This is a genomic window from Thermincola sp. GK-1, assembly GCF_059412445.1.
In genome coordinates this window covers 271,150-291,225 of sequence record NZ_JBSQAT010000001.1, presented here as the reverse complement: position 1 = coordinate 291,225, position 20,076 = coordinate 271,150, and the positions used below count along the sequence as shown (strand labels likewise).

Sequence of the window (20,076 nt, the reverse complement as noted above, 5' to 3'; positions counted from 1 at the left end):
CTAACAGGCATTCCTTTTTTGTACAACTTAGATTCTAAATTGGGGGCAAATGTTTGGATTTTCTTAGGGGCCGTGAAAAATTGAAGGCCGAATGCTTCACAGACCTTAGATGTTCATAAGAAAAGCATTCGGCCATAAAAACCCCCGCCTAATTTCACCGGGAAACAGTTTATACCGGTTCTGACGGAACATAATATATGAGCCATTTACCATCTATTTTCATTAAGTACACATACTCCGTCATGTTAATTACGTTTTCGCCGTCGGCATCTTTGACGGTCATCTTTGAATCATATGTAACCTGTGCCAGCCAATCACTTTTATTCACTACTTTACCTTTGGAAAGGATTTCGTATTTTAAACTTATGTTGCGGTCCGCCATTTCGTTCAGGGCATCGGCGTTTGTCGCCAGGGCGGCTTCTTCTGTTCCGGTGAGATACTCCTTCAACGGAGATAAATCATAGGGGGCTCCGCCGTTTAGCAGTTCTTCATTTTTTGCCATGTAGGCATCGGTCACCGCTAACAGTTCTTCATCATCAGGAAGCTGTGTCTTATCATTGGATAGCATGTTATATAACATGGTCATCACTTCGGCTCTGGTGGCATAACTGTTAGGTTCGAATTTTCCATTCGACTTGCCCCTAATAATGCCCACATCAGCAGCCTTTTGAATAACTTCAGCAGCCCAATGTTCATCAGAGACATCAGGGAAACTCCTGGGTTGTTTTACAGGGCTCCGGTCATGTAAGCCTTTGACCACCATAGCGGCAATCTCCGCTCTCCTAATATTGGCATTGGGGTTAAAATTGCCCTGGGCGTCCCCGTAAATAATTTCTTTCTGATAAAGGGTGTTCACTGCCTCCCTGGCCCATGAGGGTATCTTAGCAGCATCCTTAAACGAAGCCTTTCCGGCAGCCGGAATCAAATTCAAGGTCTGAAACATCATGACTGCAAACTCAGCCCTGGTAATGTTCTGATTTGGAAGCAGTTTCCTGGCGGGCACGTAAGCCCTCATCTGCTCATTATAGCGGGTCGAAGGATAACCTTTGACTATGCCCATTGCTACCAAATGAGTCATCTGGTTTTCCGCCCAATGCCCTTCCACGTCGGAGAGGTCATAAATCAGCACATCCGTTATATTTGCCGATGCCGGAGCAGCAACCAGCAGCAGGCATATAACCAGGGTAAAAAACCTCCGTAACCTGATCTGTCTCATGTTTTCACTCCTAACAAAAATTGTTTGCATTACCATATTAGTTCTCTAACCGCCTAAAAATACCCTGCTTTTATAAACAAATTCTTTTCTGGTAAATTATGTTAGGACTGACCCTTTGGCCCTACACTGATGCCGCCTATTACAATAGTGATACATGTTTCCTCTGTGTTCTCCGTGCCCTCTGTGGTGATTTTTTAACAACGGTTGTTTCACTATGGCAGCCTGTTGCGACTTAGCGAAAGATTTTCTTCGCTAAGACCAGGAAGAGGAACTTGGGCAGTTCCAACATTCTGAAAAAGCGGCTTGGCTGGGTGACCAGCCTATACAACCATTCCAGGCCGAGCCTCTGCATAAACACCGGGGCTCTTTTCACAGCTCCCGCCAACACATCAAAACTCCCGCCCACACCTATAGCAACAGGAATCCCCAGTTCCGCTTGATGAGCGTTAATCCATGCTTCCTGTTTTCCCATACCCAAAGCAGCCAGCAAAATATGAGGCCTGGAGGCTTTAATATCTGCAAGGACTCCATCTTCATCATCTTGAAAATAGCCATGGTGGTATCCGGCCATTACAATACCCGGGTATTTGGCCCGAACATTGGCAACGGCCTGTTTGACCACCTCTTCCCTTGCCCCCAGGAAATAAAAACGGTATCCCTCCCGCGCGCCAATTTCAAACAGCGCCTGAATGAGATCAATACCCGTCACCCGGCCTTTTAAGGGGGTCCCAAATATCTTTGCGGCAATGATCAGGCCGACCCCATCGGCCGTAATAAGGTCTGCTTCAGATAAAATTTCAGCAAATCGGGGCTCCCGGCGGGCTTTCATAACAATCTCGGGGTTAGCGGTAACAATCATGGCACGGCCACCCTCTTTTATCACCTGTACTATATATTGTAGGGCTTCCGACAGGTCAAGCTGATCAATTTTTACTCCTAAAATATCAATTTTCCCCGGCATAAAACACTAACCACCTTTATGTCTATATAGAAACTTTATATCTTATATAAACTTTATGTCTTAATATAAACTTCCATATGCATGCGCGAATTTTTAAGGAGAGGCATAAAACCTCTCCTGTGTTTATTCCATCTTATCAAGTTAAACCATTTATCAAGTTAATCCAGTACTATGGGAGCGCCAGGCCCTCATCCTGCTGAGTGGATTTGGGCGCCGTCCCGGTTGAACCGGGGTTCGGAGGCGGTACAACAATATTATTCCCACCCTGCCCGGTAACAGGAACGTCGGTATTTCCCTGGTTTGGCCCGGTGGATTCCGCGCCTCCCGGAGTAGAGCCTCCCGGAATTGAGCCTCCCGTAGAACCGTTACCCGGCTGCTGCGTCCCGTTGGCAGGATTAATTATCGACCCATTATTATTTGGTTCGGTAGGTTCAGTCGGTGCGGTATTACCTGTATTCCCCTCCGGTGGAGGAACTGTACCGGAACCATTGGTGTTTTGTTGTGGCGTTTGGCTGTCTGTTTCGCCAATGTTTACGTCAACCTGCGGTTTGTTTTTTTGAGGTACTTCTGTCCGTTTTTTCACATACTCCTTACTCGCCTTTTTCGGTATGTCCTTCGGAACGTTTACAGGTTTATCAACCACGGCAGCAGTTGTGACGCCCTTGAACATGTCAGCCAATACCAGTTTGGTTTTCTCCTCATCAGCCTTCCAGTAACTGATGCCTTTGTAATTGTAAAAGGTTCCCGGCAGGGTTTGCGCCACAATATTATCCGGGCTCAATGATGAAGCAACTCTGGTCAAAAAGAATATATCTTTAAATCCAAAGTTTGTATCTACTACCGAAAAGATTTGTGGCAGCAGTTTGGGCAACTTGACTATGGTTTTCGCCTGCAGAATTTCATCGGCTAAAGCCATTAGAAACTTCTGCTGCCGCTCAGTACGGGAGATATCGCCAAGAGCGTCATGGCGGAAACGCACATACTGCAAAGCTTTATTGCCATCCAGGCGCTGCACGCCCTTGTACAGGTTAATTGTGTTCTTCCCATCGCGCCAGTACATCCTTTTTTCCACATCGATGGTAACCCCGCCCAGGGTGTCAACAATATCTTTAAATCCCTCGAAATTGGTTTTAACATAGTATGGTATATCTACTCCCAGTAAATTTTCCACAACGTCAACGGCCAGGTCGGTTCCGCCTATCTGGTTAGCGGCATTGATCTTTGATTTGCCGTAACCGGGAATATCCACCAGTGTGTCTCTGGGAATAGAAAGCATGGCAATTTTCCTGGTTTCCTTATCAATACTCACCAGAATCATGGTGTCAGTCCGGGCATCTTTTTCCCCTTTCCGGGCATCAATGCCGAGCAACAATACATTCAGCCTGTCAACAGGCAAGTCGTCTTTTTTGTCGCCAGCTTTTATCTTAACCGGCTCATTATTCTTTTCCTCACCTACATTGGCCAAAATATTGCCAATGTAAAAAGAACCGGCAAAAACAGCGACTAACGCGAGGATATTCATGATCTTAAAAAATTTGTTCTTCATAAAAACCCACCCCAAATCAAAAAAGGTGCTACCTAAATAATTTTACAGTATTTTTCTGCCATATTCAATAACCAACACTTGGCAGCTCTAAAAACGAAATTCGTACTCTACGGGTCTGGCCTTGGAGATATCGGTTACCGTCTTTACAACCAGGCGCCGCTCATCGCCCGGTTTGAGCGGAATAGTAATATATCCTTTACCGGTGTAATATAACTTCCCGTTTACCTCGACAGCTCCCCGGAACGGACGCTTATCCGCCCGGTTCCTGATCTGCACGGTAACAAAACTTACCCGGTCTACCGGTAAATCTCTTGGTATTACGGACACAATAACGGTACGTTCGCTGACAGGCAAATCAGACCCATTCTCTCCTGAAGCGGCCACACTCAGAGAAAACTGTGAACGATCAAGGCCCAAAGCGCTAAGGCTGGCGGAACTGTATACTACCACTTCCCATGTACCGGCCCGGGGGGAAAGAACCTGGGCAGAAACACCGGGCTTACCCGCGGCATCGCCGCCGGCAAACCCCGTCTCAGCTTTTTTGTTGCCCTCCGGGTCATACAGGTACATCCTAACTTTGCCGGCATATAGGTCTGTATTTAGTTTATTAACGCTTAAAAGAACATCCAGTTGCGCTCTTCCAGGCGGCACTTCGAAAAAGTACCTTTTGTACTGGGCGGGCTTTAGTGTTTCTTCCAGGCTGCGGCTGTAGTTGTCAGTCTCATTTAAAGAGTAAGGTTTTACAATATTCACTGAAAGGTCTGTATCAATTCCATAACTGGTCTGGTCATTGGCGCGGACCAAGGTGGAATACAGTCCTTCCTTAGCCGGAAGATCAAACTGGAGAGGTATTTCCCGTGTCTTTCCGGGCGGGACAAGAATCCGGTCTGTGTCAGGCTTGATCCACGGCGATAGAGTATAAATTGACAACTCTTTTATTCCCGAAGAGTTGTTTTTCACATACCATGATACTTTACCCGGTTCCAGACGCTGTTCCAACAGTCCATATCCCATACCGCATTGCGAGTTATATATCGATGAGCTAAAGTTGGCATTCTCTTTAATAAACTGCATTTCAATCCAGGTCTGAGCAATATTGACCAACCCATAGCCCTGTTCAGCATAGGAATAGTCAGGTATTTTTCTCGCGCCCAGTTCTATAGCTCTTTTAATAATATACGGAGTAACATTGATTTTTTCATGTGTAGCAGCTTCCTGCAAGAGGGCAATACCCCCCGCAACGTGCGGAGCTGCCATGCTGGTCCCTTCACTGATGAAGTACTGTTCACCTTTTCTCATCGGCACAGTAGACACCACACTGCCGGGGGCTACTACCCGCGGGGCCATGGCGCCATCTCTGCGGGGGCCCACAGAGCTGAAAAACCAGAGGTTTTCTGCCGGCACCTTCCAGCCATAGTCGGTTTCCCACATTTCCGGAGCAGTATACGCCCCGACACTGATAGCCGAATCGGCATCGGCAGGAGTAGTTACTGAACTTAATCCGGGACCGTCGTTTCCCGCAGCCACCACAAAAACAACGCCGTATTCTTCTGTTAAGGTATTTATTAACTTGGCCGGGACACTTCCCCCAACGTAATCATCGGGCTTAAACCCCAGGCTGAGATTGACAACTTTAGCCCCATGTGAAGCAGCATAAATCATGGCCTCCGAAACAGAGCTCCAACTGCCGTAACCGGCGGAATCCAATACTTTTAAAGCCATAATCTGCGCCCCCGGAGCTACCCCCTGAGCATACCCGTTAGCGGCAATAATCCCCGCCACATGTGTTCCGTGATCATTGCCGTCAAAACCCAGGTGAATTCTATTTCCATTTGGATCGATTTCCAGCAGGTTAAAATTAAAAATATTTTTTCCGTCCAGGCTTTTAAAATTGGCGAAGACCCCTGAACCTTCAAACAAATTAAGGGCAGTCTCATCTGCAAAGTCCTTGTCCAGGTCTGTATCTACATATACAGTGTCATATTTTCCACTTACTTTTGCATCGGTAACCAAAACAGCAAAAACATCGTTTGTATTCCCATTGAAATTTATATCCATACCGTTTCCGTTAGCAGTGGAAAAATCGCTTTCCCGTATATAACCGTAATGAAAATGTTCACTTTTAGAGACGATAGAACCAATCCGATAGTTCCCGTCAGCCAAATTTACGGCTCCATTATTTTCGGGGGCAATAGCCTTTGTATCTAATACGCCTTCCCCTGTAAAATCTTTCCAGGTGATAATTTTTCTCTTCCCGTCGGTAGTCTTCTGCAGGTCAGGATGGCCGGGATCAACCCCTGTATCAATTACCGCCACAATCTGGCCTTTTCCGTCGGCTCCCGTTGCATTCGTGAAAAGATCCGCCGAAATACTGCTTTTTGTCACCTGCAAACTTTTCCGGGGGTCCATAAGCATACCGGCATCCGTTTCGGCTGCTTCCAACGGCGCAACCCTTTGTTCCCTGTCCAGGTTTATCCTCTCTACGCCTTGCATATGGGCAATTATATCAAGTTGGCTTGGTGGTACGGTAGCCGTAAGGTAATCCAGGCGTGGATAAAACAAATTAACCTTTCCGCCCATCCGTTCAATGGCCGTCCTGACCCGGCCGGCCTGCCCGGCGGCAGTGGTTATCAGTATTTCTTGGTCACTGTCTATTGAGACACTGTCTTTACCGTTATTAGTCAATTGATTGCTTGTTTCCAAAGTCAGACCGGCTTTTTGCGCAGCTTCCCCGTTAGCCGGGGTTTGCTGTTCTTCCTGACCGCTTATTTCCTGCGTAAGTTTTTCCACATAGTTTAACTGTCCATATTCGTCGATTATAACAGCTACTTTATCTCCCGGCTTTAAATATTGTGGCAAAATTCTTTTTGTATCAGAATAAAAGTCGGTATTATTTGCGTAGGTAAACTTTTCCCGCTGCCCGTTAATATTGAGCGCCAGTTCCCTGTTTTGTAGGCTGACATCCTCAATTTCCCCGACAAAAGTATATCCCCGGTCCAGTTCAGCCAGCAGTTTATTTATCAGAACCGCCGTTTCTCCCCGGCTGGCCGGGCGGTCCGGCCTGAAGGTTCCGTCAGGAAAACCGGACAAAAACTGAAGTTTTACAGCAGTGGCGATGAAACTTTTTGCCCAATCCGGGATCATATCGGCATCGGTAAATTTGTTCAGCAGGGCAGAATCGCTATCGGGCTCAGTTTGCAAAGCCCTGATTAAAATAGATGTTATTTCATCTCGCCGGATTTGTTTATCGGGTTTGAAGGTTCCGTCCGGGTAACCTGAAATTAAACCTCTTTCCCTGGCCACCAGGACGTGTCCGGCCGCATAATGCGAAGACTTCAAGTCCGTAAATCCGGTAGGAACACCCTGCAAAGCCGCAGCTTCCGTATCCAGTCCCAGCGCGTTAACAATCATTACGGCAAACTGGGCCCTGGTAACACTTTGTCTGGGCCAAAAAGCCCCGTTATAACCATTTATTATTTTGGCGGCCGCTGCCTTTAATATTTCTTTTTCCGCCCAGTGCCCCCCGGTATCGGAAAAACCGCCGGCCAAAACAACGGCAGGCGCAAAAAAACCTGTACATAAAAAACAGATTAACATGCCGGCCAATATTTTAAATTTAACAGTTTTTTGCCTCAAAACGGATACCTCCAAAAGAAAGGACTTTTCCCCGGCAACTTTTACAGGTATTTTTCCATGCGCTGTTTTCTCAGCTCTTCCAGAATAAGCTTGATATCCTGGGACCGTTCTTTGGGACAAATAAGCAGCACGTCTTCCGTGTCTATAACTACGAGATTATCTACTCCCACTGCGGCAATCAATTTGGTCTTTCCGTCAATTATGCAGTTATGGGCGCCGATGGTCACTACTGAACCCTGCAGGTAATTACCTTCCGAATCAACCTCGAAAAGCCTGGATAAAGCAGCCCAACTGCCAACGTCATCCCAACCAAAATCACCCGGCACAACCAAAATGTTGTTTGCCTTTTCCAGGATAGCATAGTCTATGGATTGTTTAGGCAACTTTCCGTATACCTGTAGCAGCCTTTGCTCAAAATCCCCCTCATTCAGCCCCCTGCCGATTTGACACAAGCCCTCGTATAACTGAGGTTGATATGTTTCCATGGCTCTCAGGATCGAACTTGTCTTCCATATAAACATTCCGCTGTTCCAAAGAAAATTGCCGGAGCCAAGGTAAGCCTGCGCAGTTTGGTAATCAGGCTTTTCGGTGAAAGATTTCACCTCAAAATATACCGCTCCGGAATACTTCTTTTGCTCTCCCAATTCTATATATCCATAACCGGTCTCCGGCCGGGTCGGGACAATTCCCAGGGTAATGAAGGCTTCTTTATCAGTAGCCAGCCTTACCCCTGTTTTCAGGGTTTGAACAAACCTGTCATTATCAGCCACATAATGGTCGGCCGGCAGGATAACCATTACAGATTCGGAGTCTTTATGCTGTAAAAGAATTGCCGCCAGGCCTATACAAGGAGCCGTGTTTCTGCCCTCAGGTTCCACGATAATGTTCGCCGACGGTAAACCGGGCAATTGCTGTTTGACCAAATCAACATAAGGTCTGGCCGTCACCACATAGATATGATTTACCGAAACCATTTTTCTGGCCCTGTTAAAGGTAAGCTGCAGCATGGTTCCCTGGTCCAAAAGCCTGATAAACTGTTTGGGCATAGACTCCCTGCTCCTGGGCCAAAAACGTTCTCCTTTTCCGCCTGCCAAAATTATTACAGAAACAGCCACTGCCTTTACCTCCCAGAAAATGTTAGTAACTTAGTTCGACAATAGCTACGGTCTCTCCTGCCGGTTCGTGTCCGAAAACGCAAATTAATTCCAGAAATAAAGTTGGCGCCAAAATTAATAAACCCATAGCACAAGCTACGGGTTTGCCAGAAGTCCTTTCAATAAAATCTCCAGCATTTGTTCCAGAGTATCTTCCAGATTTTGCACTCCCTCATCTCCAAAAACCGCAGGACCAACAAGCCCTCCCATCATACCGGTAAAAACCATAGCGGCTGCCCTGGAATTAACTTCATTCCTTATCTCGCCTCTATCAATCCCAGATTTAATGATGTTTTCAATGGCCGCAAACTTTTCTTCCCGCATTTTCATTAACCAACTGCGAAATTCTCTACCAAAGTGGGCATGTTCGGTCATGGTTACTTTAGCCAGATCCTTATATTCAAGGATAAACCTGAGATGCAGCCGGGCAACCTGTTTCAATTTTTCCGTGGCAGAAATACTTGCACTAAGCTGTTCCGTTATGTTTTTGTTGTAAAATTCCATGCCGGACTTTAATATTTCCTGAAACAGTTCAACTTTACTGGAGAAATATTCGTATACCGTCCCTTTGCCAACATCGGCAATCTGGGCAATTTCCTCCACTTTGGCTTCGTGAAAGCCCTTGGAGGAAAAAACCTTTACGGCCGCCTCGATAATTCTCTGGCGTTTATCTGATAAAACATCTTTAGTCATCCTGTCTCACCATATTTCTTTGCAAAAGTTTTTAATACGCAGCGCCGGCAGACGATGACGCTCCCGCGGTTGAACCGGAAATAAATAACCCGTACTTAAACTTCGACTTCAGTTGGTTATAATTATAGATAAGCTCGGTTAAACCCTGCTCAGCGGTTTCCAGGTCAATAGTTGACTTTTTGACGTCCTGGTTGGTCAGCAAGCCGGCTTTAAATTTCAGCATATCTATTCTAACGACTTCCCGCTGTTTCTCAACTTCTTTCTGCTTATACGCAATGCTTTTTTCCAGGGCTTTGAGTGATAAATAATCCTGCTTGACGGCCAGGGTGGTGGCCACTTCCTGTTTGTTCACCGCCACATTTGCTGCTTCCGCATCCAGTTTTGCTTTGTCAAAGTAGACTACTCCCCCGCTGTAATATTTCCTGGCTACCTCGTATTCCTTTTCCTTGACAGCCTGGTTTTCCCGGACCGATATTATTTCAATGTTATTCTGGAGGGCTTTGTAGACTTCGTCGGCTACATTAACATCTTTCATCGGGACATATTCAAATTTATCGGTTAACTTTAACTGGGTGTCTATATCCAAACCGATCAATTCATTCAACTTCATAACAGCCAGGGATAAATCATTTTGTGCACTTGTTACTCCGGCTTCACTGGCAGCCACCAAAGCCTCAACGGCGAGAACGTCGCTTTTGGCCACTGTTCCCAGTTGATAACTGTTTTGCACAATCGCCAACTGGTCCTTGGCATAATTCAATGTATCTTTTTTTATCTGTAGCATTTTTTGCGCCTTCAGGACATTGTAATAAGCTCCTTCAACAGCCAGTTTCGTGCTTTTTTCCGTAACTTTCTCCTTTTCCCTGGCTAGCGTAAAAGCCATTTGCGCCGCCCTGGGAGCAACCCATTTCAGTTTGCCGCGGTCGTAAGTATTCATTTTGTCCAAATCAATGTCATCAGCGGTCTTCTCAGCCAAAACCAGATCCCTTTCGGCCTTTTTAGTCTCTATGCGCGCCAGTTTCAGGTCGTTATTGTTGGCCATGGCCAGATCAATGGCCTGCTGCAGTGAAAGCTCCTTTACCTGTGGCCCGGTACTTTGCGCATATGTAATACCGCCTACGGCCAGAGTTATAAGCAGCATGGCTGTAATAAAAAAGGTAACCTTTTTGTTTGATAATCGCGCCGGCATTCTCTCTCCCCCTTCTTTAAACAACAAATCCCTATTCTTTAATAACCACTCTGGTCTTATCGGTTAATGAATTTTGCCCCAGAACAACCACCTGTTCACCTTCTTTTAAACCTTTGGTGATTTCTACATTCTTTTCATCTTCCAGACCCGTTGTAACATCCTGTTCGTAGGCTACTCCATCTCTAACCACATAGACCACTTTTTTATCTCCCCGGGCTACCAATACTTCCTTGGGAACCAGAGGCACATCCTCCCTGGCCTGCGTGGTGATGGAAATCTCCGCAAACATGCCGGGTTTTATCTTGCCGTCCGCATTTTCTATTTTTACTTTGACCTGGTATCCCTTGGTCCTGGAGTCGGCAGCCGGACTTAAGGCAGCAATAGTTCCCACAATATCTTTTTCGCCCAGAGCATCTATCTCGACCTTTACTTTTTGGCCTTCTCGCACAAAAGGAATGTCTTTTTCAGTAATTACGCCTTCCACATAAACATTGCCGGTATCAACTATTGTTAACACAGGGGCGCTGGGACCTACCAACTCGCCTATTTCCACGTTTTTTACTGAAATTTCACCGTTTATAGGCGCGGTGATACGGGCATTAGCGAGCTGGGCTTTAATCAGGTCCACATTGGCCTGGGCCTGTTTTACCTGCGCCTCCGTAGGAGTATTCAGGGACAGGTTATACTGTAAAAGAGCCAGTTCATATTGCTGCTTTGATATAGCGCCCTCTTTATATAAATTTTCCATGCGCTTTAAATTGTTCCAGGCATCCTGGATACGGTAGTCGTTTTGCACGGCGTTGCCCTTGGCAAGTTCCAATGCGGCCTGGGCCTGTTTCAACTGCGCATTTAGCTCGGTTGTATCCAATTGAACCAGTAAATCGCCTCTTTTCACCTTCGAACCTACATCAACGGTTACCCTGGTCACTTTCCCGGCAATTTTGGGGATAATCATAACCTCAGCGCTGGCAGTTACCTTGCCGGTTATTACAGTATTATTGGTAACACTCCCTTTCTCCACTTTAACAACAGATACCGGTACCGGTTTTTGTTCATCATTAGCAGCGGTATCTTTGTTCCCGCATCCGCCGGCAAGTACGGCAAACAGCAGTAGCATAAACAAAATCAATGTTCTTTTTAATCTCCTCATCCACACCAAACTCCCCTGATACGTTAAAATTGATTTAATGCACAATAAGAAAAAGGCAAAAGGGTACTTAGAACCGACCAGTCAGTCAGTCTAATATAAGTATACTTTTACCAAGAAGCTTTTGTCAATCAATTTTAGACCGGTCAGGAGCAGTTTTCAAGGCTTTTTTTCATATATTAACGAACCGTCCGCAAAGACCTTTCTAATTACATAACCATTGAACTCCTGCGGCCTGGCCCAGTAAATTTCCTGCCATTCCTTGTCTGCTTCCGGGATGTTCCAACTGCTCCTGGAAGAAAGGAACAGGTACCTGGCTTTCTGATACCTGTTTAATTGCGGCAGCATTTCCGGGCTGTAGGGAATTTTGCTGGCATTCCTGTCCCCGTACCAGCTCAACATATGCCCATCGTTGGAGATGATTAAATCAGACCGGGTGGAATGGTTGGCCAAAAAAGTTATCTGGGCCGAAAACTTTTTAAAGACAGGTTCGGGGGTATGTTTACTGTTCCAATCGGGCAGGTTGCCCAGGATAAACACAGTGGTTAAGACGCTTAAAACGAGTACCTGTAAAGGTTTCCGCAATTTCAGCGAAGGCAGCCTTTCGAGCAGGCGCCAAACGAAAGCCAATCCCAGCAATATATAAAAAGGAACAAAGAGGAAGAACAGCCGGGGGATATAATGGATAACCAGCAGCGCGGCCAACTGGGCGCAAAAACTGCCTGCCAAAACCAGTTTTAACGACGCTGTTTTTTTGCCCAAAGGCCATACCAGGGCCAGGAGGCATAAAACCATCAAACCCCAGTGAATACCGGAAAACGAGGGGTTAAAAAAGTCACCGGCAAAACTGAGCCACCCTGTTTTTACCTTGGCCATAACCTGGCCGGGGTGTGATACAATAAAATCCAGCACATCCGGCTTCTTTAACATCATATAAAGAGAATATTCCGGATAGGCCGCAGTAAACATCACCGGTTCAAACTTTTGCAAGGAAAACAGCGGGCTGCCAAAAAGCAGGAAATTCCTTATAAACCAGGGCGCAGTGGGAATCAAAAATCCTGCTACAAACCGCAGTATAATAAATATTTTCTTTCTCCGTTTTAACATGAGATAAAACAAAACAAAAGGCAGAAAAACCAGCGCATTGTACCTGGCCAGGTAAAACACTCCGCCAATTAACCCGATAATCAGGTCTCCCCGGGGACCTTCCAGTTTTTCACCCGTCAACAAATATAACCATAAGCACATCAAAAAAGCCGCTAACGGTTCGGTCAGGCCCGACACGCCAAAATGCAGCGCCAGGCCGCTGAACATAAAAATAAGCGCCGCGCAGAAACCGACAGCCCGGTTAAAGAGATTCTGCCCGATCAGATAAATCAAAGGGACGGTAAGCACAAAAAACAGCCCCGTGGTTACAGCAACAGCATTGTCATTAGAACCCAGTATTTGCATGGAAAAGGCTAATATCAGCGGCCATAAAGGCGCCCGCCATGGGTTGGGATGCGGGATACCATAGTACTGTAAACCCAGGGGCGTTATGTAAGCGGAAACAAAACCCTCGCCGCGGGCCACATTCCTGCCTATGCTGGCATAATCCATAGCATCATTATATAAAAGGCCGTTGAAAACAGAGTCGTAATAAGAGTACCAAACGGCTGCGGCAGCAATAAATAAAAAAACTGCCAGAAGGATATTTGTTTTTTTCTTGTTCGGGCAGGCAAAACCGAAATCCAATTAATTACACCTCTCTCCAAATATCCCGGTAAAATTCAATAGTTTGCCGCAATCCCGTTTCCAGGGAAACAAGGGGCTGCCAGCCCAATACATTCTTGGCCAACGAAATGTCAAATACGCTCTTTTTGATGTCGCCCGGCCTTGGCTCCAGGTACTCGGCCCGTAAATCACTCTTGAATATTTCCCTGAAACGGCTGCATAAATCGTTAACGGATACCTGGGCACCGGTTCCTATATTAATAACCATCCCGTCGCCCTGTTCAAGGGCCAGGAGGTTGGCATTAACGATGTCCTCCACAAAAACAAAATCCCTCGTTTGCTCACCGTCGCCATAAATCAAGGGAGGTTCTCCGGCCAGAAACCGCCTGGCAAACAGGAAAACAACGCCCCCTTCCCCTTTCAGCCCCTGCCTGGGCCCATAAACATTAGCGTAACGAAGGATGGTATAATTCAAATTAAAATTTTTGTGAAAAGCTTTGATATATAACTCCGGTACGTATTTTGAAATGCCATAATTGGAAATAGGATTAACTGGATGGTTTTCGTCAACAGGAAGGTAACAAGGAGCGCCGTAAACGGCGGCCGAAGAGGCATAAATCAACTTTTTTGCATTATACGTAATACAACATTGCAGCAGATTAACAGTGCCCAAAATATTAGTCATAGAATCAAAAACAGGTTCCCGTTGTGCAACCTGCACATCTGCCTGGGCAGCATGGTGTATCACCACTTCAGGTTTTTCCTTGGCAAACAAGTCTTGCAAATCATCCCCGGTAATATCAACCTGATAAAACCGGCTTTCCGCATTGATATTTGCCGGGCTTCCGGTAGAAAGGTTATCGGCGACCACCACTTCATACCCTTCCAGAATCAACCTGTCCACGATATGGGAACCTATAAACCCCGCTCCTCCAGTAACCAAAACCTTCAAATGGGTAACCTCCAACCAACAACTTATTCATCTGGCTCAGTGCCTTTATCATTCCCCTGCTACCGCATCGCTTGCCGGAGAATCGGCTTCAAATTTCCTGGCAAAGCCGAGGATACGCTTATTTGACATCAGGGCAATTAGGCCAACCAGTACGCCAAACCAAAGGGTGCAAAACCTGATTAAAATGGTGGCTACGGCCGCTACGTTCCTGGGGACACCTACCAGGACCAGCAGCCCCAAAATACTTCCTTCCGTTGCACCCAGCCCCCCCGGCAGCATGGAAACAGCCCCGACTATACCCGAAAAAGCCAGGGTAAAGGTGGAAACCAGCAGGGAAGCGTCATAGTTCAAGCCGGTAAAGACAAAGTAAAAGGCTATACACTCAAAAGACCAGGATACCACGCTGATTATTACCATAAAAAGAAGTGGCAGCGGCCTCAGGAGCTGATTGGCGCTGTCTATAAGATTGTGCATTACCTGTTCAAACCTTTGTAAGAACTTCACCCGGGATACAAGCGTAATAAGCCTTTTTGTAAAGCCGGGAAACTGCAGGAGAATTACCATGGCCAGCAGCATCAGGGCTATCAGACCCACTACTTTTTTACCGTACTCGAAATACCACATGCCGGCCAGGGACAAAACAATTAAACCTATACCGTCGGAGAGCCGTTCGGCAAATATAATAGGGGCAGATTTGCTGATGGGCACTCCTTTTAATTCTTTCAGCAAAAAAGACTTCAGTAATTCTCCAACTTTACCGGGTGTTACAGACATAGCCAATCCGCTCAGGAATATGGTGAAGCTCTGCCGGATATTTAATTTTACGTTAATGATGTTGAGAAAATAATGCCATTTGACAAAGCGCAGGACGTAATTTAAAAATGTAAGGCCCAAGATCAAAGGCAAATAAATGACCTTAAACCTGCTTAAAGCGTCCAACGTGGCCCTGTAGTCAGAAATCAGCGAAATGGCCAGAGTTGTGGCGACCCCTAACAGGATAGCCCAGATAAATTTTTTGTTTAGCTTGGTCAAGGCCGCCCCTCCCTTGAATCTTACTCACTGTATTTATCAAAAAGTTGGCCCCAGCGGTAGTTTTTTCTTACGTACTCCATCTTTTTCTTACCCCTGGTGGGCCACCAGAAATAATCGTGATAGAAAAAGGAACCGAAGATAAAGAGGTTTACTAACGGGGTACGGAAAAAGAGATTTTGCATGGCTTTTAAGGGTCCGAACCACAAAAGGTCGCCCACCCGTGAAGCCAGGTTATCGCCTACACTGAAGTTAAAGTTTACCCTTTCAATATCCTCTCCGACTATTTCGATCTGCCGTGGATCACCAACCCCTAACCCCTTCTCATGGGCAAGCCTGATGAAAGGAAGGGAAAGGGGGTCAAAGCCCATCATTTTGGCCGCAATAGCATCAATGGCCACCTGGTCAGCACTGGCCAGGATGTAATCTTTTTCGATGGGCTCCATGGTACGCGGCCCCGGGCCGTTGCCGCATACGGTACCGTCCATAACAGCAAACACGCCGGGATGGATTTCCTTTTGGATAGTCAGCAGGTCCACCAGTGTTTCGTGAATTACACTGTGGGTATAATGCCGCTTGGTATTTAAGAGCCCGCCAAAGGCATTTTTCATGGCCCCGGTAGTCGTGGTATAGATATGGCACTTCATTGTCGGCAGGTGTACCACGTTTTTACCAAAGAAATAATCAGGGATCCTGATGCCTTCAGGGAAAATCTTGTCCAATACCAGAATATCGCCTTTAGGCTCATAAGTAACCCACTTCATGTCCTCATCCCGGAAATTGTAAAGCACGGGAATATTATATTTTTTGAATATAGGCACGTATTTGTTGAGCTTTTCTCCTTTGAAAGCGTTAGTAACAACGGTCTTGTTCTGGACACAGGTTATATCGCGAAAACCCAGTTCCTTAAGCCCCAGGATAGTACCTTCCAACTGCCATGGGGTAGTATTGGCGCTAAGGTAGGGAAAATGCCAGGAAATGTTGTCCTTTAATATAGTTGTGGTATTGGGATCCAAATGCCTGTTCACCTGGGCGGTTTTCAACAGCTTAATGTAATCATCCACAACAGTTTCCGGCCTGGTTTTAAATACATAAACAGTGCTCATTTTCTCACCCCAAATAAGTTTTCGCCGCTTCGTGCCAATTAAATTTTATGGCCGATTTTCCGGCATAATAGTAAAGCCCTTGCAGCACCCGGAACAATAGGAGAAGCTTCAAAGGAATCTGCAGCGGCTTCTCCCATGCCCTGGAAGCCAACAAGGTATTTATTTTATACTGCATGCGCCAGTCGCCAAAATCGTAGGCACCGGGACAATAAAACGGTTCCAGCAGAACCGATACCAAATCTCCGATAATCGGCCGGTAGGTGGCCAGGCTTTCTTCGCTAACCCCTAACAATTGAAGGTCCTTAATGAGTTCAGCCTCGCTTGCGTATCCCCCCGTTAACAACCTGCTAACCGCTACTGATTCCACCGGAGTAAACTCCACAACTGACCCGAAATCCAAAACCGTCAACTTCCGGTCGGCTGCGCTGCCGTTAATAATAAAGTTCCCCGGGTGCGGGTCAGCATGAACCATCCCCAATGCCTTCAGAGAATATAAAATAAAAGCGGTATAATTTTCAACAAACCATTTATCGGTTCCTGGATAATGTCGCAGGTCGTTTCCTTCCACCCACCGGGAAGCAATAGCCTCGTCATTGTAAGCTATAATTTCCGGAACAGAAACAGCCTCATGGTCCCGGAAAACCCGGCAAAAACGCTGCTGCTTCTCTGCCTCAGCCATATAATCACATTCATTCAGCAGCATGGTTCTGAGGTTTTCCAGCACCGGTAAAAGACCGCTGTTCTGCAAAGGCAAAAAACGAGTAGGCCAAATAATCCCTTTCAACAGCCATAAATCGCTTTTGATTCTTTTTTCCACGGCAGGATATTTAACTTTAAGAGCCATATCCCCGGCATCGTTTTTCACTCTGTAAACCTGCCCGATAGAGGCCTGGGCATAAACTGCAATCTCAGCATAATCAAGGCCTAATTTATTGAGGGCTTCTGCTACCGGGATTTTTTCGGTTTTGCTCTCGGTGCAAAGGGACGCAAAATACCGGTCCAAGCCGCTTCCCCGGTAAAGGGTGAAATGCTGACCCAGCTTTTGGGGCAGTCCGTGCATTTCCCCCATGATTACGGAAACACTGCCAAAATCTTTTTTAACAAGCCCTTTTAACAGAGCCAGCAGTTTAATTGCTCTTGATATAACCAACTTTCATCCCTTTCTAATTAACCACAATGGTTCAAAAATATCACCACAGAGGGCACGGAGAACACGGAGAAAACATGTTTTACTATTACAATAGTATTAAGTCAGGTAAAGAATCAGGGCCGATGTTACAACCCACAGCAAAACATTGATCAACAAAGGCTTGTCCTTAAGCAGGGCAACCTCGGGGCTGCCGCCCATGTCTTTCTGGTGCACGAGGTATTGATACCGGAAGATGCCGTAAACAACAAAGGGAATCGTGGTCATCAAATAAATGGAATGCCCTGAAGTAAAGGTATACAGGGAATAGGCCATTACCGTAGATGATGTTACCACCGAAATCATTTGGTCCAGCATTTCCGGCTGGTACTCGTCCAAAATCTTCCGGTGGGACCGGGCCTTATCATCCAAAAGAAGCAGCTCATGCCGCCGCTTGGTTAAAGCCAAAAACAGGGCCAGCAGAAAAGTGCACACCAGGAGCCATGGTGAAATATCAGCAGCTATAACGACTGCGCCCGCTACCGCCCTGAGTATAAAACCTAAGGCAATAACAATAACGTCAATTATAACAACATTTTTTAGTTTAAAACTGTAACTTAAAGTGAGCAGGAAATAAGCCAGGGCCACAAAACCGAAATTTATATTCAGGAAAAAGGCGCTACCCAAAGAAAGAACCGTTGAAAGTATAACAAAAACTGTGGCTACAGGGACACTAAGCTGTCCCGAGGCTAACGGGCGGTTCCTCTTTTTGGGATGCGCTTTGTCTTTCTCGATGTCTACCAGATCGTTTATTATATAAACACTGCCCGACAGTATACAAAAGTCCAAAAATGCATAAATGGTTTTCAGCAGGTACCCATCAGTGAAAATTTTCCGGGCAAAAATTATGCCGGCAAAAATAATCAGGTTTTTCGTCCACTGTTTGGGCCGCATGGTCTTCAGCAACAAATATAAACCGGACTTTTGCGATACCACGGGTTGTGTCTGCAATTGGGCCTCTTTGGGCTGCAGATTCATATTATTACCCCCAAATGCTTCGACAAAATCCCATCATTGTTTAAGGATATCACTGTTCTGTATATTTGTAAATTATAAAAAAATACTAAAACAAGAGATGCTAGTAGGCCCCTTTGCCTGTAAGCACAACAGGAACAGTCTGCAGCAATATTTTCAGGTCCAGCCAAAAGCTCCAATTTTCTATGTAATAGATATCAAGTTCCATCCACTTATGGAAGGATAAATCGCTGCGGCCGCTGACCTGCCATAACCCCGTGATGCCGGGAATTACCTCCAGCCTGCGCCACTCAAAATCACCATATTGGTCCACCTCGTTGGGCAAGGGGGGACGGGGTCCCACCAGGCTCATATCTCCTTTCAGCACATTAAATAACTGGGGCAATTCATCGATACTGTATTTCCTGATAAATTTGCCTACCCTGGTAATCCGGGGGTCTTCTTTTATTTTAAATACAGGCCCGTCGGCTTCATTGGCTGCCGCCAGTTCTGCCAGCAGTTCCTCGGCATTGGGCACCATGGAACGAAATTTGTAGAAATCAAACAGTTGTCCGTTTTTCCCGACCCGTTTCTGCCTGAACAGCACCGGCCCCGGCGAATCCAGTTTGATGGCCAGAGCAGTAGCCAACATTAAAGGAGACAGGACGACAATTCCGGTCAGTGATACAATGACGTCAAACAACCTTTTGAAAACAAGGGGCATCCCCTGCATGGGCGTTTTGACAATACGCATGTAAGGTACCGGCCCCAACTGTCCGACCTCCACTGAAGAAGTCATAAGGTTAAACATTTCCGGTACTATCCTTATCTGGACATCCTGTCTCCGGCACTGGGTAATAATTTGCCGGATAAGTTCTCTTTCCGACGGTATGGTAATCAGGATTTCATCAATATGGTATTTTGCCACGGTTTCCGCCAAGTTGTGGCTGCGGCATAAAACTTTTAAACCGGCAAAGTCCTGCTGTTCCTTGGTGGCATCATCGTCAGCGAAACCAATCACGTTAAACCCTAACTGGGGACGGTGGGCCAGTTCACCGGCAACCCGCTGCCCCACCCGGCCGGCGCCTACGATAATCAGGTTTTTTTGGAAATAACCACGTTGCAGCAGGTTTAAAATAATTTGCCGCCTGATTAACCGCCAGAACCATAATGTTAAGGTTGCCAGAATAGTAAAGGCAAAGAAAACGAAGCGGGAAAAAACCTGACTTTTAAAAAGGTAGGATAAAGCCGCTACCGTGAAAATAGAATAGATAACCGCCTTCGTCACCTGCCAGAATTCATCCGGCCCGCTTACGTTTATGCCGGACCTGTATAAGCCGTATCTATGCAGGAAAAAGACAGCGGCAACTGTAACAATGATGTAAAACCTGGCATAGTCCGAGAAGTATGTTAAATTGTTCCAAAACCCGTAATCGAAAAGTTCCCGCCACGTAAAGACCAGCCGGAATTCATGGGAAATACGGTAAAGATACAACCCAAAATAAATTGCTGTAATAAACGTCAAATCAATAACAATATAGCAAAACTTGACGAGTAAGCTGATAATTGTTTTCCGGAGCACCAAACTCCCCCC

Annotated in this window: 15 protein-coding genes; all 15 read right to left on the bottom strand. The window is 46.1% G+C overall.

Going from position 1 to position 20,076, the window contains the following annotated elements:
- Nucleotides 1-169: 169 nt before the first annotated feature.
- The 15 genes from ACSNJE_RS01440 to ACSNJE_RS01370 all read right to left on the bottom strand — a co-directional run bounded on the left by ACSNJE_RS01440 (nucleotide 170) and on the right by ACSNJE_RS01370 (nucleotide 20,064).
- Nucleotides 170-1,216, bottom strand: a complete 1,047-nt coding sequence (locus ACSNJE_RS01440) for an S-layer homology domain-containing protein (protein WP_495251807.1) — start codon at nucleotides 1,214-1,216, stop codon at nucleotides 170-172.
- 232 nt (nucleotides 1,217-1,448) lie between these two features.
- Complete coding sequence (locus ACSNJE_RS01435) at nucleotides 1,449-2,177, bottom strand: WecB/TagA/CpsF family glycosyltransferase (RefSeq protein ID WP_495251806.1); 729 nt, start codon at nucleotides 2,175-2,177, stop codon at nucleotides 1,449-1,451.
- 169 nt (nucleotides 2,178-2,346) lie between these two features.
- On the bottom strand, nucleotides 2,347-3,723 hold the full coding sequence (locus ACSNJE_RS01430) for an LCP family protein (RefSeq protein ID WP_495251805.1): 1,377 nt from the start codon (nucleotides 3,721-3,723) through the stop codon (nucleotides 2,347-2,349).
- Between the two features lie 87 nt (nucleotides 3,724-3,810).
- Nucleotides 3,811-7,359: a S8 family serine peptidase gene (locus tag ACSNJE_RS01425; protein WP_495251804.1), complete on the bottom strand. Its 3,549-nt coding sequence runs from the start codon at nucleotides 7,357-7,359 to the stop codon at nucleotides 3,811-3,813.
- A 41-nt stretch (nucleotides 7,360-7,400) separates the two neighbouring features.
- The gene (locus ACSNJE_RS01420) at nucleotides 7,401-8,474 is read right to left on the bottom strand and encodes a mannose-1-phosphate guanylyltransferase (RefSeq protein ID WP_495251803.1); all 1,074 of its coding nucleotides are present in this window, start codon (nucleotides 8,472-8,474) and stop codon (nucleotides 7,401-7,403) included.
- Between the two features lie 135 nt (nucleotides 8,475-8,609).
- Nucleotides 8,610-9,206, bottom strand: coding sequence for a TetR/AcrR family transcriptional regulator (locus ACSNJE_RS01415; RefSeq protein ID WP_052217281.1), 597 nt, complete (start codon nucleotides 9,204-9,206; stop codon nucleotides 8,610-8,612).
- 31 nt (nucleotides 9,207-9,237) lie between these two features.
- The gene (locus tag ACSNJE_RS01410) at nucleotides 9,238-10,395 is read right to left on the bottom strand and encodes a TolC family protein (protein WP_495251802.1); all 1,158 of its coding nucleotides are present in this window, start codon (nucleotides 10,393-10,395) and stop codon (nucleotides 9,238-9,240) included.
- 31 nt (nucleotides 10,396-10,426) lie between these two features.
- Nucleotides 10,427-11,545 carry an efflux RND transporter periplasmic adaptor subunit gene (locus ACSNJE_RS01405; protein ID WP_495251801.1) on the bottom strand — a complete coding sequence of 373 codons (1,119 nt, stop codon included), beginning with the start codon at nucleotides 11,543-11,545 and terminating at the stop codon, nucleotides 10,427-10,429.
- 156 nt (nucleotides 11,546-11,701) lie between these two features.
- Nucleotides 11,702-13,276 (bottom strand): ArnT family glycosyltransferase, encoded by a 1,575-nt coding sequence (locus ACSNJE_RS01400; RefSeq protein WP_013121656.1) that lies wholly within the window; start codon nucleotides 13,274-13,276, stop codon nucleotides 11,702-11,704.
- Between the two features lie 4 nt (nucleotides 13,277-13,280).
- On the bottom strand, nucleotides 13,281-14,207 hold the full coding sequence (locus tag ACSNJE_RS01395) for an NAD-dependent epimerase/dehydratase family protein (RefSeq protein WP_013121657.1): 927 nt from the start codon (nucleotides 14,205-14,207) through the stop codon (nucleotides 13,281-13,283).
- Nucleotides 14,208-14,255: 48 nt separating this feature from the next.
- Nucleotides 14,256-15,239: a lysylphosphatidylglycerol synthase transmembrane domain-containing protein gene (locus ACSNJE_RS01390; protein WP_013121658.1), complete on the bottom strand. Its 984-nt coding sequence runs from the start codon at nucleotides 15,237-15,239 to the stop codon at nucleotides 14,256-14,258.
- A 20-nt stretch (nucleotides 15,240-15,259) separates the two neighbouring features.
- Nucleotides 15,260-16,342 carry a DUF362 domain-containing protein gene (locus ACSNJE_RS01385; RefSeq protein ID WP_013121659.1) on the bottom strand — a complete coding sequence of 361 codons (1,083 nt, stop codon included), beginning with the start codon at nucleotides 16,340-16,342 and terminating at the stop codon, nucleotides 15,260-15,262.
- 4 nt (nucleotides 16,343-16,346) lie between these two features.
- Nucleotides 16,347-17,492 carry an AarF/UbiB family protein gene (locus tag ACSNJE_RS01380; RefSeq protein ID WP_495251800.1) on the bottom strand — a complete coding sequence of 382 codons (1,146 nt, stop codon included), beginning with the start codon at nucleotides 17,490-17,492 and terminating at the stop codon, nucleotides 16,347-16,349.
- A gap of 96 nt (nucleotides 17,493-17,588) precedes the next feature.
- Nucleotides 17,589-18,506, bottom strand: a complete 918-nt coding sequence (locus tag ACSNJE_RS01375; protein ID WP_495251799.1) for a decaprenyl-phosphate phosphoribosyltransferase — start codon at nucleotides 18,504-18,506, stop codon at nucleotides 17,589-17,591.
- A 100-nt stretch (nucleotides 18,507-18,606) separates the two neighbouring features.
- On the bottom strand, nucleotides 18,607-20,064 hold the full coding sequence (locus tag ACSNJE_RS01370) for an undecaprenyl-phosphate glucose phosphotransferase (RefSeq protein WP_474659077.1): 1,458 nt from the start codon (nucleotides 20,062-20,064) through the stop codon (nucleotides 18,607-18,609).
- Nucleotides 20,065-20,076: the final 12 nt, after the last annotated feature.